This window comes from Micromonospora sp. WMMA1996 (genome assembly GCF_002573675.1).
Taxonomy (GTDB): Bacteria; Actinomycetota; Actinomycetes; order Mycobacteriales; family Micromonosporaceae; genus Micromonospora; species Micromonospora sediminicola.
This window is the reverse complement of record NZ_PDHU01000001.1, coordinates 777102-791189: the sequence shown is the minus strand read 5'-3', so window position 1 is coordinate 791189 and position 14088 is coordinate 777102. Positions and strand designations below refer to the sequence as shown.

Annotated in this window: 15 protein-coding genes and 1 tRNA gene; 5 read left to right on the top strand and 11 right to left on the bottom strand. The window is 71.5% G+C overall.

The genetic code is table 11. The annotated features are described in order from the left end of the window. Positions 1-17: 17 nt before the first annotated feature. Both COO58_RS03825 and COO58_RS03820 read right to left on the bottom strand, forming a co-directional pair. Entirely contained in the window at positions 18-995 is a 978-nt protein-coding gene (locus tag COO58_RS03825) for a CPBP family intramembrane glutamic endopeptidase (RefSeq protein WP_098743833.1), read from the bottom strand. Between the two features lie 21 nt (positions 996-1016). Further along, positions 1017-1667: a hypothetical protein gene (locus COO58_RS03820; RefSeq protein ID WP_098743831.1), complete on the bottom strand. Its 651-nt coding sequence runs from the start codon at positions 1665-1667 to the stop codon at positions 1017-1019. A 98-nt stretch (positions 1668-1765) separates the two neighbouring features. Between COO58_RS03820 and COO58_RS03815 the strand changes: the two genes are divergently transcribed. Both COO58_RS03815 and COO58_RS03810 read left to right on the top strand, forming a co-directional pair. Then, entirely contained in the window at positions 1766-2374 is a 609-nt protein-coding gene (locus tag COO58_RS03815) for a TetR/AcrR family transcriptional regulator (protein ID WP_098743830.1), read from the top strand. 373 nt (positions 2375-2747) lie between these two features. Continuing rightward, a tRNA-Arg gene (locus COO58_RS03810) sits at positions 2748-2823 on the top strand. 98 nt (positions 2824-2921) lie between these two features. On the opposite strand, the gene COO58_RS03805 is transcribed toward COO58_RS03810, so the two are convergent. The 5 genes from COO58_RS03805 to COO58_RS03785 are packed head-to-tail and all read right to left on the bottom strand — an operon-like array spanning position 2922 to position 6556. Then, positions 2922-3308, bottom strand: coding sequence for a VOC family protein (locus COO58_RS03805; protein WP_098743828.1), 387 nt, complete (start codon positions 3306-3308; stop codon positions 2922-2924). Positions 3309-3318: 10 nt separating this feature from the next. Then, a complete protein-coding gene (locus COO58_RS03800; RefSeq protein WP_091582819.1) occupies positions 3319-3792 on the bottom strand; it encodes an AAA family ATPase in 474 nt (157 codons plus the stop codon). Between the two features lie 15 nt (positions 3793-3807). Further along, the gene (locus COO58_RS03795; RefSeq protein ID WP_091582815.1) at positions 3808-4545 is read right to left on the bottom strand and encodes a class I SAM-dependent methyltransferase; all 738 of its coding nucleotides are present in this window, start codon (positions 4543-4545) and stop codon (positions 3808-3810) included. A 48-nt stretch (positions 4546-4593) separates the two neighbouring features. After that, positions 4594-5427 carry an inositol monophosphatase family protein gene (locus COO58_RS03790; protein ID WP_098743827.1) on the bottom strand — a complete coding sequence of 278 codons (834 nt, stop codon included), beginning with the start codon at positions 5425-5427 and terminating at the stop codon, positions 4594-4596. A 4-nt stretch (positions 5428-5431) separates the two neighbouring features. Further along, entirely contained in the window at positions 5432-6556 is a 1125-nt protein-coding gene (locus COO58_RS03785; RefSeq protein WP_091582807.1) for a hypothetical protein, read from the bottom strand. A 169-nt stretch (positions 6557-6725) separates the two neighbouring features. Here COO58_RS03785 and COO58_RS03780 point away from each other — a divergent pair, with 169 nt between their 5' ends. Together COO58_RS03780 and COO58_RS03775 are read left to right on the top strand one after the other, a co-directional pair. Further along, entirely contained in the window at positions 6726-7520 is a 795-nt protein-coding gene (locus COO58_RS03780; protein ID WP_176558735.1) for a 6-phosphogluconolactonase, read from the top strand. A 124-nt stretch (positions 7521-7644) separates the two neighbouring features. Then, a complete protein-coding gene (locus COO58_RS03775; RefSeq protein ID WP_091584240.1) occupies positions 7645-8421 on the top strand; it encodes an HAD-IIB family hydrolase in 777 nt (258 codons plus the stop codon). A gap of 54 nt (positions 8422-8475) precedes the next feature. Here the strand turns inward: COO58_RS03775 and COO58_RS03770 are convergent, their stop codons facing one another. Continuing rightward, the gene (locus COO58_RS03770) at positions 8476-9318 is read right to left on the bottom strand and encodes an SDR family oxidoreductase (RefSeq protein WP_098743824.1); all 843 of its coding nucleotides are present in this window, start codon (positions 9316-9318) and stop codon (positions 8476-8478) included. A 164-nt stretch (positions 9319-9482) separates the two neighbouring features. On the opposite strand from COO58_RS03770, the gene COO58_RS03765 reads away from it, so the two are divergent. Then, complete coding sequence (locus tag COO58_RS03765) at positions 9483-11270, top strand: adenylyl cyclase (RefSeq protein WP_098743822.1); 1788 nt, start codon at positions 9483-9485, stop codon at positions 11268-11270. Positions 11271-11315: 45 nt separating this feature from the next. Here COO58_RS03765 and COO58_RS03760 read toward each other — a convergent pair whose 3' ends face one another. The 3 genes from COO58_RS03760 to COO58_RS03750 form a co-directional block, all read right to left on the bottom strand. Further along, positions 11316-11909 carry an ATP-dependent Clp protease proteolytic subunit gene (locus COO58_RS03760; RefSeq protein WP_091582790.1) on the bottom strand — a complete coding sequence of 198 codons (594 nt, stop codon included), beginning with the start codon at positions 11907-11909 and terminating at the stop codon, positions 11316-11318. Between the two features lie 126 nt (positions 11910-12035). After that, positions 12036-12677: a helix-turn-helix domain-containing protein gene (locus COO58_RS03755; RefSeq protein WP_098746073.1), complete on the bottom strand. Its 642-nt coding sequence runs from the start codon at positions 12675-12677 to the stop codon at positions 12036-12038. A 107-nt stretch (positions 12678-12784) separates the two neighbouring features. Beyond that, the gene (locus COO58_RS03750) at positions 12785-14011 is read right to left on the bottom strand and encodes a hypothetical protein (RefSeq protein WP_091582786.1); all 1227 of its coding nucleotides are present in this window, start codon (positions 14009-14011) and stop codon (positions 12785-12787) included. Positions 14012-14088 lie beyond the last annotated feature (77 nt).

The window sequence follows — 14088 nt, the reverse complement described above, 5'->3', positions numbered from 1 at the left end:
GGGCCGCCGCTGCCCCGTCACGACCGTGTGTGGCGTGGCGACGTACTGCGGCCCGCGGTAAGTGCTGGTCCTGTCTTTCGGGTACGCCACCAGATGGTTGCGGTGATGACGACGACCGCAAAGGTGGGGACGAGCTGGTACGGCGTGCCGACTCCGGCTGAGCGGTCCTGCAGTGCGCTACCGAGGTCCACCCGCAGGGACACGGCCAGGATGAGGCTGAACGTGTTGAGTACGGCGTGCAGCATGACCGCGATCTCAAGCCCGCCGGTGCGCCAGGTGATGATGGCCAGACCGGTCCAGAGCGTGAAATACCAGACGATGATGTACGGATCCGTCGCGCCGTGTGCGGCCGTGAACAGTACGCTCGAGAGCAGCACCCCGGCGATCAGCCCCGCCCGTGGGCTGCGGGTCCAGCTTCCGATCACGCGGAAGATCAACCCACGCACGCCGTACTCCTCGCCCGCCGACTGGAGCGGGGTGAGGAGGATCGTGGCGAGGAAGATGGCGACGAGGTCGGTCTGCGACCAGGGGACCTCATCGACGGGCGTGAGGGCTCCGAGGGCGTTGACCACCAGCCAGGCGGGACCGAAGATGAGCAGCGACTTGCCGAGCAGGTCGAAGCGGAACCGAGACGTCACGGAGTGCAGGGACGCACCGGGCACGCCGTAGAGCCACCGCTGGATGAGCATGCTCCACGGAACGAGCAGGCCGAGGGCGAACATCGAACTGGCATGGTAGAGCGGCGTGTAGTCGGTGCCGCCCAGGATCGGCGGGATGTTCCCCATCCGTACGTCGATGAGCGCAGCCGCTCTGCCGATGGCCGTCGGGAAGACGACGAGCCCTGCCAGCAGGAGGAGGATGGCGAGAACGCCGCGACCGATGCGGCGTTCTTCGCCGGCGAGTACCCGGTGGTATTCCACTCCGGTGGGGACTGACGGCCCGTTGCGGGGCTCGGCCGGAATGGGTAGTGAGGTCGGCTTGATCGTGGTGGTCATGGCTTCCTCCGGTGGATGGGGTCACTTCCCGGCGTGGTCGAGCACGCTGTGACGCAGGCGGAGTGCCCGCTCGGTGCTCCCCAGTGCGGCCCCGACGGCGAGGGCGAAGTTGAGCCAGATCGGCAGGTGAATGGGCGACTCGAAAGTTCCGATGTTCTCGGCGATCGGGGGGATCCGCGACATCGGTTCGGCGAGTTGCAGCAGGTTCAGGCCCACGCCGACGAGGAGCATCAGCGCGGAGAGGAAGCTGAGCGAGCGGCTCAGCGTCGGGTGTTCGTGTTCGACGCGGGCGCGGCGTCCTTCGGCGGACTTCGGATCCGGAATGAGCGGGTGCTCCGCGCCGGCGGTGGTGACGTAGTGGCAGCGCTTGAGCCCGAATGCACTGATCGCCACTTCGATGAGGCCGCCCTCGACGGGGAAGACTGCCGGGAGCTTGGACTCGGCGTGGTGTCTGCCGTCGAGATACAGGTGCGCTCTCGCCTTGCCGCCTTCCGGGTCGGTCCGGCGTGGGATGTCGACGGCGTACACCGTCTGCCGGCCATCCCCGTTGGGCAGTGGGAGGTAGAACAGTGCGCGGAAGGGTAGCTGCCACCAGCGGAGGCGTTTCAATGCCCGCCCGTCTCCGCTCTTGATGCGCTTGGCTGCCCGCCGATGTCGCCAGTCCTCGATCACGTTCCCTCGCTCGCCGTCGACCGCTGCTTCTCACTAACACGCTGTACTAGTGGCAACGCTAGCACGGCGTGCTAGTACGATGTGACAGGAGGTGGCGGATGACACGGGACGACGGGAGCACCGGCTCGCGGGAACGGATCCTCGCGGCCGCGGCGGCGATGCTCGCAGAGGATGTGACCGCACGGTTGAGCGTGCGTGCGGTCGCGGCACGGGCCGGGGTGAGCACGGGCTCGCTCAGATTCCACTTTCCGACCCAGCGCGCGCTGCAGGACGCCGTGCTCGCCAGAATCTACGACCACATGTTCCCTGATGACCCGATCCACGACCGATCGCTGCCCGTCCGGGATCGACTGGTCAACTGTCTCCGGCAAGTGCTCGCCCCCGCCGGCGTCGGGGAGCAAGCACGTGAGGCGTGGGGCAGGGCGTACCAGATGTTCATCGCACCCGAACCAAGCGAGGAGGTGCGCGCGGCGTATCTCGCCCTGGAGCGAGGCGGGTGGCGCCGTATCGAGTACTGGCTGACGGTTCTCGCTGACGAAGGCGCGCTTCCCAGGGAGGACCACGCACGCCGAGTGCGATTCCTGCTCACCGTCCTCAATGGGCTCTCCATCGCACGAGCCCTACCCACCGAGGACTCGATCCTGAAGTCCGAAACCGAAACTCTCTATACGGCCGTTGACTGCGTCCTCAGCGCCCCGACCGCATGAGCGAGTAAGCCGCGCTGCCCCTGTCCGTCAGGGTGAGTTGAGGTCAGCGGCTCGTGGCAAGTCGGACAGAGCGAGTTCAGGATCGAGAAGCGTTGACACTGCTGTTGACGTCGCGACGGCCCAGGATGGGGTCATGAGCCGCACGAAGGGTGCGCGTTCCGGCGGGCCGCGGGCACGCCGGTCGTTCACGCCGGGGCAGGAGCTGGAGCTGCTGGCCACATATGAGCAGGCCGTCGCGGCTGGTGAGGGCGGTGCGTTCCTACGGCGTGAGGTGGTCCTGGGCTGGGCGAACGGGGGTCGGGGGAACGTGGGTGAACGCGGGCCACTCCCGCCACCCCAGGTGAACCCCCAGGTCGCTAGACTGGGCCCTCGCGCCCTCGTAGCTCAGGGGATAGAGCATCGGTTTCCTAAACCGTGTGTCGCAGGTTCGAATCCTGCCGGGGGCACCAGATCAGAGCCTTGATCGGCGATCACTGTTCCGCTTGCGTGCCCGCTGCCGGCCCGATCGCCCCGTAGCCGTGACCCCGGGCGGACGAACCGGAACCGCTCAGCCGACCTTGGAGACGATCTCCACGAGGTTTCCGTCCGGGTCCCGCAGCAGGGCGTTGCGGTTGCCGTTGCCCGAGTCGTGCGGATCCTGAACCGTCGGTACGCCGGCGGCGGCCAGCCGGGCGAAGGCCTCGTCGACGTCGCGCGTCCACACGACCAGCGCCATGGCGGGCCGTCCCGGCTCGGCGGCGACGCCGTGGGCGCGCCGGGCCGCCTCGACGGTGCCGAGCCCGAGCGTGAACCCGCCGAGGCGGAACTCGACGTGCTCCGGGACGCCCTCGGTGGGCGTCCGGAACGTCTCGACGAAGCCGAGCAGGTCGCGGTAGAAGCGGATGCCGGCCTCGATGTCGGAGGTGTAGAGATTGACGAGGGCGCTTTCGAACATGCGTCCGACTCTACCCGCCGGCGAGGCGCTCCAGGTGCCCCACGACGCTCTCGACCGGCGCCGACGCGTCGACCTCGGCGGTGGCGGTGGCCCGCAGCAGGGGCTCGACCTCGGCGAGGTTGCGCAGGATCTCGGCCCGTTCCTCGGCCCGCTTGCCGTACGGGTTGTCGGTGCGGTCGGCGATGCGCGTCAGCAGCACCTCGGCCGGGGCGCTGAGCAGCACGACGTGGTCGAAGCTCGGGTAGAACCGGCCCTGGTTGCTCCTGCACCCGGCGACGAACAGGTGCCCGGCGCGGTGCCCGGTGAGCAGGTCGGTTATCGCGTCCTCGCGCCAGATCCAGTCGGACGAACCGTCGGGCAGGGGCACCCACCGGCTCCAGCGGTCGGAGTCGGTGTCGACGGTGCGGTGGCCACGCGCGGCCAGCATCCGCAGCGCAGTCGACTTGCCGGTGCCGGACATGCCGGTGACGAGAACCTTCGCCATGGCCGGGAGCGTAGGTCAGCCGGGCAGTCGGTAGACCGACACGTGCGAGCGCGACTCTCCGGTGAACTCGGCGCCGGTCCAGTCGGCGTGCCGACTCTCCAGGGCGAATCCGGCCAGCTCGCCCATGAGGTCCAGCTCGGACGGCCAGACGTAGCGGTGCGGGGTGCGGAAGATCTGCGCCTCCCGGCCGGCGCCGAACCGGACGTGGTGCGACACCACCCGCTGCCGCAGCACGTCGTAGGTGTCCAGGCCGATGTATCCGTTCTCGGTGTGCCACACGGTCGCCTGCCGGCCCGGGGGGAGCTGACGCAGCTCGGGCACCCACAGCTCGATCACGAACCGCCCGCCCGGCCGGAGGTGGCGGGCGGCGTTGCGGAAGCAGGCCACCTGTTCGGCCTGGGAGAGCAGGTTGGCGACGGTGTTGTAGACCAGGTAGACCAGGCTGAACTCACCGGGCACGGTCGCGCTGGCCATGTCGCCGACCACCACCGGGATCGTGGCCGCGTCGACCTTCGTCCGCAGTCGCTCCACCATGGGTACGGAGAGCTCGATCCCGCTGACCGGCACGCCGCGTTCGGCCAGCGGTACGGCCACCCGGCCGGTGCCGACGGCGAACTCCAGGGCGCGTCCGTCACCGGCGAGCGCGGCGAGGCGGTCGACTGTGGGCCCGAGCACGTCCGGCGCGAACATCCCGGTGCCCGGGGTGTCGTAGCGCCGGGCTGCCTCGGCGTCCCAGATCTCCTCCTGGCGCATCGGTCCACCATGGTCGCGTCCGGTGTGCCTGTCGACCGGTTTACCCCGTCAGCCGGCGAGGTGCGCCCGAACGTCCCGGTGCAGGCTCGGGTTGGCGATGGCGAGGATCCGGTGCCGCCGCACCTCGCCACGCCCGAGGCCACGGACGATCGCGCCGAAGTCGATCGGCTCACCGGCCGGGTCGGTCACCCTCCCGCCGGCTCGGGCCACCAGCTCGTACGCCAGCGTCTCGTAGGACGGCTGGCCGAACTCGTGGTCGACGAAGCCGTCCACCTCACCGACGGCGATGCGGGCGGCGACGATGGCGCCGTCGACCGTACCGAGCAGCTTGGGGCCGGCGAGCAGCGTCAGCGGCGGGTGCTGGCGGCGGTTGCGCTTCAGGAGCGACACGACCAGGAACGCGTCCTCGACCCGCTGGACACTTGAGCAGGCCGCCGCCCGGGTGTCGCCGCTCAGGTTGGAGACGTGTGCCCCGGTGTCCGGGTCGGCCCAGACGACGCGGGGGATCTGGATGTCCGCGATGGCGCCGCTGAGGAACTCCCCCTCGACGGTGTACTCGTACACCGCCACCGCCGACTCCCGCACGCCGTGGAAGGTCAGGGTGGTGTTGCAGTACGGGTCGCAGACGATCATCCGGGGTTCCGCGCCCAGTCGCACCAGGCCGGCTTCCTCCGAGAAGACCTGGCCCTGGAAGCCCCGCCGGCGCAGGGCGTCGAAGAGGACCTGCTCGGCGACGTCGTCGACCTTGTGGGCGGTGTGCCCACCGCCCTTGTCCTGGGTGACCTCGCCGAGGTCGGTGGTCGCGACGGCGTCGGACAGGGCCGGCCGCACGGTTTCGGCGATCTCGGCGGCCAGGTCGAACGTCAGCGGTCGGTGCGCCACTTCCTCAGCCTCTCGCCTGCTCGTCGGCTTCGATGTCCGCGAAGCATCTCTGGCACACCGTACGCCTGCTCGCGCGGTGCAGCCGGCTCCGGCGCCGCCAGATCAACCGCGTCGTGCACACGTCGCAGTAGTGCGGGGGCAGGATCTGTTCCCGCACGGCGACGAGGATCGCCGTGCCGAGCAGGCCGAGCAGCACACCGAACGCGTAGCAGACGACCTGGCTCACCCGGCGCAGCTCGCTGAGGTCGGTGATGGTGAGAACGGCGAACAGCGTGGCCGGCGCGTACAGCGCGATCGACGTGGCGAAGATCCAGGCGCCGGGGCTGCGGCTGTGGATGTCGGCCGACCGGTAGAAGCCGGTGGACGGCCGCACGGCCTGGAGGACGGGCGGCGCCAGGGCGAGCGCGAGGGTGACCGCGGCCATGTCGGTGTAGCCACCGAAGACGAGCGCGATGGTCAGGGCGGAGGAGAACAGCCCGACGCATCCGGCGAACGGCAGCATCGCCAGGTTGCGGAAGCGCGATTCGCTGTGCAGCCCGAAGAGGTACGTGATTTCGGCCCGCCCGGACGGATAGAACCCGATCTTCCGTACCGTGCCGGGCCCCACTCCCTGTGCCAGCGAGTGGTATTCGGAGGAGTCCACCCGGCACCGCAGCGACAGTTCCGGCGAGTGCTCGAGGTTGATGACGGTGCGGGGGACCGAGGCGGTGCGGACGGCGAAGCCGAGCCGCCAGGTCTGGAGCACGCCGTCGCCACCGACCAGGAAGAACAGGCTCGCGCTCGTGAAGGTGATGTGCAGTCTCCCCGGTACGCCCCGCAGTTCGCGTGACGGCACCTGGACGACCAGGCAGGAGTCCGTGGTGACCGGACGTGTGCTGAGGGCACGTCCGCCGCCGGTGACGCTCAGGTCGGTGACGCGGGGCGGCGCGGTGCCGGTCGCCCGGAGGGCGTCCAGAGGAAGGGGCACCGCCAGTTCGACGAGTGGCGTCCACGGGCTGCGGCTGCGGGCCGGCACGGGCATGTCGATGTCGACGTGAACGGTGCCGACGTAGGTGGCCGGCGCGTCCGCCACGCGAAGGCGGACCACGGCCGCTCCGCGCTCGGCGTATTCGTGCAGGAGGTCGTGCACCCGAATTCCGTCGAATCGCTGCAGATTGGCGCTGAGGTCTGATGAGACAGGGGATGACACCATCGGCCTCCCTCGACCACGGAAACAGCCGGGCGGGTATTGACGACGGTAGCGCGGGACGCAATAACGTCTTCTCGTCGAACCATTCCAAAGTGGTAGGAGAATGGCCGTGCCGGTCCGTTCCGTCGTGTTCGCCACCGCCGAGGATCTCGCGACCCAGACGGCACTGGAGATCGCCCGCGGCCTACGCGCCGCCGCTTCGGCAGGCCGGCTCTACCTTCTGGGCTGTCCCTCCGGACGCAGCGCCACCCGTACCTTCCGGGTGCTCGCCGAGGTGGTGGCGGAGCGGCGCATCCCCGTCTCCGGTCTCGTGGTGGTAGCGCTGGACGCGTACGTCCAGACCGTGGCCGGCCGCTTCGTGCCGGTGCCGGCGGATCGGCACCACAGTTGCGAGCGGTACGTCACGACGGAGGTCGTCGGACCGCTCAATCGAGGGCTGCGGCCGCCGGATCGGATTCCCGCCGCGCAGATCTGGGTCCCCGGGCCCGACCGTCCCGCCGATCTCGACGCGCGGATCCGCGAGCACGGGGGGATGGACCTGCTGATCCTGGCATCCGGTTCGGGCGACGGTCATGTCGGCTTCAACGGGCCGGGCTCGGCTCGGCAGAGCGTGACGCGTGTGGTCCGCCTGGAGGATTCCACCCGCCGGGACAACCTCCGCACGTATCCCGCCTTCGGGTCCGTGGGCGAGGTGCCCACGCACGGCGTCACGATGGGGATCGCCACCATGGCCGACCTGGCCCACCGGGCCGTGCTGCTCCTGCCCGGGGCGGAGAAGGCGGCCGCCTTCCGACGCGTGCGGCGGTGCCGGGACTACGACCCGGAGTGGCCCTCGTCGGTGGTCGCCGCGTGCGCCGACGGGGTGGTCTACGCGGACGTTTCCGCTGCCCACGGCCGCGACTGAGCGGCGGAGGCGATAGCCTGCGACCAGAAGGCTGCGTGGCGTGACGATCGGGGCTCGCGGACGCCGGAGGGTCACCGTCGGTACCCTGCTAGTCCTGGCCTGCCCGCGACGACATGAGGTGTTCGTGAACGATCTTCGAGTGGTGGCGTTCGACCTCGACGACACCCTGGCGATTTCCAAGTCCCAGATCGATCGTCGGATGGCGGATCTGCTCGGCCACCTGCTCACCGAGGTGGACGTCCTGATCATCTCGGGTGGGCGGTTCGAGCAGTTCCAGTCGCAGGTGCTGACCCACCTCGACCTCACCGAGGAGCAGCGCGCCCGCCTGCACCTGATGCCGACCTGCGGCACCCGCTACTACCGCTGGTCGGACGGGGACTGGCGGCAGGTCTACGCCGAGGACCTGACCGAGGCCGACAAGGCCCGGGTCGTCGCGGCGCTGACCGAGTCGGCGCAGGCGCTCGGCCTGTGGGAGGCGAAGACCTGGGGCGACATCATCGAGGACCGGGGCAGCCAGATCACGTTCTCGGCGTTGGGGCAGTCCGCGCCGCCGGCCGAGAAGTACGGCTGGGACCCGGACGGCGACAAGAAGAAGCGGCTGCGGGACGCGGTCGCGGCGAAGCTGCCGGACCTGGAGGTCCGTGGTGGCGGCTCGACCTCGATCGACGTCACCCGCAAGGGTGTGGACAAGGCGTACGGCATGCGGAAGCTGCTGGAGTGCCTGGACCTGAAGATCGACAACGTGCTCTTCGTCGGTGACCGGCTCGACGTGGGTGGCAACGACTACCCGGTCAAGGCCATGGGCATCCGCAGCGTCGCCGTCACCCGCTGGGAGGAGACGGCCGACTACGTGGAGAGCCTGGTCGACGACCTGGTGAAGCAGCGCGCCGAGCGCGCCTGAACGACGCGGCGCGCCTGGCCGCCGCCACGGGCGGCCAGGCGCGCCGACCGGTCCTCAGAGCGCGGCGCGGATCGCCTCGGCCAGGGTGGTCGGCTCGCGGCCGAGCAGCTTCGCGAGGTCGTCGCCGACCTCCAGCTCGCCGCGGGCGATCCCCCGGTCGGCGTCGGCGAGGACTGCCGCGTACCCCTCGGGCAGGCCGGCGGCGACCAGCGCCTCGGTGAAGCGGTCCGCCGGCAGGTCGGTGTAGCCGACCGGAACGCCGGTCTGGCGGCTGACCTCGGCGGCCAGTTCGGTGAGGCTGAACGGCGCGCCGCCCAGCTCGTACACCGGGTCGTGGTCGTCGCGGGTGAGCACCACGGCGGCGGCCTCGGCGAGGTCCGCGCGGGTGGCGGCGCTGACCCGCCCGTCGCCCGCCGCGCCGGTCACTCCGTGCTCCCGGTACGCGTCGAGCTGGCCGGTGTAGTTCTCCAGGTACCAGCTGTTGCGCAGGAACACCGACGGCAGGCCCGAGTCGTGCAGGAGCTGCTCGGTGTCCCGGTGTTCGGCGGCGAGCAGCAGGCCGGAGGTGTCGGCGTGGGCGATGCTGGTGTAGACCACCAGCCCGACGCCGGCCTCCCGGGCGGCGGTCACCACGTTGGCGTGCTGTGGTCGGCGACGGCCGACCTCGCTGCCGGAGACGAACATCAGCTTCTCGGCGCCGGCGAAGGCGGCGCGCAGGGAGTCGGGGTCGTCGTAGTCGGCCGGGCGGGTGGCGACCCCGTGGCCGGCGAGGTCGGCGAGCCGGTCGGTGTCGCGGCCGACCGCGACGATCTCCCCGGCCGGTACGCCGCGGTCGAGCAGCGCGGTGACGATGAGGCGGCCGAGCTGGCCGGTGGCCCCGGTGACGACGATGGACATGGGCGCGCTCCCTGTTGTTGCGAGTTCAACTTCCTTGAGGCGCAACCCCCGCGGCGTCGAGATCCTTCCCGGTTCCGGAACCGGCGGGCTCTGGCGGGATCGACGGCGATGAGGTAGGAACGGCCAGAGAGCGCTCTCCCCACCATCACCGAACAGGCAGGCAGATGCGATCACCCGACCCCTCCCGCCGCCGTTTCCTCACGCTCACCGCCTCGGCGGCCTCGCTCACCGCCCTCGGCCTCCCGGCCGGCGCCGCCGTCGCGTCCCCGCCGGCACGCCCGACCCGGGAGCCCGACTTCGGGCCCCACGTGCACGTCTTCGACCCGAGCACGCCGGTCGCGGAGATCCAGTCCACCCTGGACCGGATCTTCACCGCCCAGGAACACAACGAGATGGGCTTCGACCGCTACGCCGTGCTGTTCAAGCCCGGCCGCTACGAGGTGGACGCCCGGCTCGGCTACTACACGACCGTCGCCGGGCTCGGCGCGCACCCGGACGACGTGGAGATCCACGGTGCGGTCCGGGTGGTCGGGCAGCCCGACCCGAACTCACCCGCCGGCATCTCCGCGCTGACCAACTTCTGGCGCTCGGCGGAGAACCTCGCCGTGAGCCCCACCGACTGGTCGAACCAGTGGGCCGTCTCGCAGGCGTCCCCGATGCGCCGGGTGCACATCAAGGGCGTGCTGTGGCTGGAACCCGGCAACGGCGGCTACTCCAGCGGCGGCTACATCGCCGACTCCAGGGTGGACGGGATCACCATCAACGGATCCCAGCAGCAGTGGCTCACCCGGGACAGCGAACTCGGCGGCGACTGGACCAACGGAGTCTGGAACCAGGTCTTCTCCGGTGTGGTCGGCGCGCCCGCGCAGGGTTTCCCCGACCCGCCGTACACCACGCTGCCGACCAGCCCGGTGACCCGGGAGAAGCCGTACCTCTTCGTCGACGGCGCGGGCCGCTGGCGCGTCGCCGTGCCCCGCCTGCGCCGGGACACCGCGGGCACCACCTGGGGCGCCGGTGGCGCGCCGGTGCCCTCGCTGCCGCTGTCCGACTTCTACCTCGCCCGGCCCACCGACTCCGCCCGACGGATCAACACCGAACTCGCCCGGGGCCGGCACCTGCTGCTCACCCCCGGCGTCTACCACCTGGACCGGGCGCTGCGGGTCCGCCGGCCGAACACCGTCGTGCTCGGCCTCGGCATGCCGAGCCTCGTGCCGACCGGCGGCGACGCGGCGCTGCGGATCGAGGACGTCGACGGGGTACGGATCGCCGGCGTGCTGGTGGACGCCGGGCCGGTCGAGTCGGAGGTGCTGGTCGAGGTCGGTGGACGGCACTGCCACCGGTCGCACGCCACGAATCCGATCTCGCTCCAGGACGTCTTCTTCCGCATCGGCGGCCCGTACGCCGGGCGCGCGGTGACCAGCCTGGTCGTCAACAGCCGGCACACGCTGATCGACAACATCTGGGCCTGGCGGGGCGACCATGGCCGGCCGGGCACCATCGGCTGGACCGTGAACACCGCCGCCACCGGCGTGGTCGTCAACGGCGACGACGTGACCGCGTACGGGCTCTTCGTGGAGCACTACCAGCGCTGGCAGACGATCTGGAACGGCGAGCGCGGGCGGACCGTGTTCTACCAGAGCGAGTTGCCCTACGACCCGCCGAGCCAGGCGGCCTGGCGCAGCCCCACCGGCAACGGCTGGGCCTCCTACAAGGTGGCCGACCACGTCCGCACGCACGAGGCGTGGGGGCTCGGCGTCTACGCGTACTTCAACCAGGGCGTGGACATCCGCTGCGACCGGGCGATCGAGGCGCCGCGCCGGGCCGGCGTGCGGTTCCACGACGCGATCACCGTGTTCCTGAACGGCAGCGGCGGGATCGAGCGGACGATCAACGAGGCCGGCACCCCGGTGGTCGGCTCCTACGGCACCAGCCCGGTGGTCAGTTACCCCTGACCGTGGCGGACGGCCCGGCCGGCGCGACCGGCCGGGCCGTCCGGCTCAGGCGGCGAGCTGGTCGACGCGGGAGAGCACCTGGTCGACGAGGCCGTAGTCGCGGGCCTCCTCGGCGGTGAACCAGCGGTCCCGGTCCCAGTCCCGCTGGATCTCCTCCAGCGTGTGCCCGCTGTGCTCCGCGATCAGCTCCTGCATCGTGCGCTTCACGTGCAGCATGTTCTCGGCCTGGATGGTGATGTCGGCCGCCGTGCCGCCCATCCCGCCGGAGGGCTGGTGCATCATGATCCGCGCGTGCGGCAGCGCGAACCGCTTGCCCGCGGCCCCGGCGCAGAGCAGGAACTGCCCCATCGACCCGGCCATCCCCAGCGCCAGCGTGGCCACGTCGTTGTTGACGTACCGCATGGTGTCGTAGACGGCCATGCCGGCGCTGACCGAGCCGCCCGGCGAGTTGATGTAGAGGAAGATGTCCCGCTCCGGGTCCTCCGCCGCGAGGAGCAGGATCTGCGCGCAGATCTGGTTGGCCGAGGCGTCGGTGACCTCGGTGCCGAGGAAGATGATCCGCTCCTTCAGCAGCCGCTCGAAGACCCGGTCACCGAAGGCCGGCTGCCCCTCGTCCAGCATCCAGATGCCACCACCCATGACCGCCCACCTCCGTGCCGCCGGTGGGCGGGGAACCGCCCGGCGAGCCGGCGGTCTCCAGCGTCCGTCGGGCGCACCCCCGCGGCCCAGGCTTTCTGCCCGGGGCAGATTCGCCCTGGGCAGAAGCTACGCGGCGACCGCGCGCCGCCGGCCGGCGCGGGCCCGCCGCCGGGCCACCGCCGGCGAGGTACGCGGACGCGGGCGGACGGTCGGGGCGGAGGGGGTCGGCCAGATCCGGATGCCGCCGCCGAACCCGATCGGCGTGGTGGCGTCGAGGGCGGGGCCGACCGGCGTCGGCCCGAGCCGCACGGGGCGCCGCGCGCCACCGAGCAGGGGCGTGGCGGTGACCGGTCGACGGGCGACCGGCGGGCGGAGCGAGACGGCCGGCCGCTGAGCCACCGAGGTCCGGGGCGACGTGGTGGGCCGGCGGGTGACGGACAGCCGGGGCGGGCCGACCCGCAGGTGCGGGCCGGTGCGGGTGGCCGGCGCGCGGTCGAGGCGGGCCAGCGGAATGGCGGTGCCGACCGGCGTGGGCCGCTCGCGGCGCAGCTCGTCGCGCGCCTCTTCCAGCAGGTCGGCGAGGTGGATCCCGAGCGCCCGGCAGATCGCGGCCAGCACCTCGGAGGACGCCTCCTTGCGGCCGCGCTCGACCTCGGAGAGGTAGGGCAGGGAGACCCCGGCGGCCTGGGCCACCTCGCGCAGCGTGCGGCCCTGACGCAGGCGGATCCGCCGCAGCACTCCGCCGATCACCCGTCGCAGCAACGACATGCCGGCCTCCTCGCGGTCGCCGTTCGCCGACGCCACCCATCATGCCCTGTCCCGGCGGGTCGGACCGGCCCGGTCGGCCCCCGTGGTGCCGACCGGACCGGTTCCGGTCACCGCCAGACGACCGCTCGGCTGTGCCAGCTCGGCGAGACGAAGTTCGCCTGCCCGGCGATGACACCGGCGTCGTTGACGTTGATCGCGACGCTGCTCACCGCCCCGTCCGGCAGCGGCAGCAGCTGCGAGCTCGCCGTCGGCGACGGCCAGATCATCGCCCGGCTGCCGGTGCCGTCGGTGCCGATCACCAGACCCGAGTCGTTCAGCGACTGTGCCGTCGGGGAGGCCGAGCTGGTGGCCAGCCGGCGCATCGTCGCGCCGTCCCAGAAGAACGCGGCGAACTGGCCGTCGGCGGTCCAGCTCGTGCCGACCACCTGACCGAGATCGTTGATGCCGTTCGCGACGCTGGTGGGCCCGCCGAGCGTGCCGAGCGACCGGAGGACGCCGTCGCGCCAGACGAACGCCTGGTTGACGAACGGAGGGTCGGTCCACTCCTTGAAGCCGTAGGTGCCGGTGACCGTACCGGCCTCGTTGACCGCGGCGGCACTCGCGCCCGGCGGCGCGTCGATCGTGACCTCGGTGTCCCCGGTCCGGACGAATGCCCGCCGTCCGGTGAAGCTGTCGGTCACGTGATAGACGCCGACGATCCGGTCCCCGGCCGTGTCGAACGCGATCGAGAAGATGCCGCCGGTCAGCCCGAGGTCCTGGATCTTCCCGTCCACCCAGGCGACGGCGTGGCTGCTGCCGTCGGCGGCCTGGGCCGTGCCGACGATACGACCCCGCTCGTCGATCGCCTGGGCCTGACTGGTGCGGCCGCCGAGCGTGCCCAGGTCCTCGATCCGCCCGTCGACCCACCGCACCGCGTGCCAGTCGCCGTTGGCCAGTTCCGCCGACCCGACCACCACCCCGGCCGAGTTGACGTCGTAGGCCGTGGTGCTCCGGCTGTCGTCCAGCCCCGGCAGCACCTCGGCGGTCCGCTTCGCCGTCGGCATCGGTGCCGGAGTGCTGGGGGCCGGCGTGCCGGACGGCGACGGCGAGGCGGTCGGCGTCGGGCGCGCGGTGGGCGAGGGGGACACCGTCGGCGTGGGCCGCACGGTGGGCGTCGGCGAGGCGGTCGGCCGGGGGGAGACGGTCGGTGACGGGACGGGGGTGGGCTTCGGCCGCGTGGGCCGGGTCGTCTCCGGCGGGCGGTCCCCGGGCCGACCCGCCACCGCGGGCGACGCGCCGGCCAGGGCCGTCCCGAGGACCACGGCCAGCGTGGTCAGTGCCGCACGTGTACGCATCCGACTCCCCCTCGTCACGATCGGTGGGTTACGAGTCTTGCCCAGCGGCACGTCGATGAATGTGACGAGATCCTTAC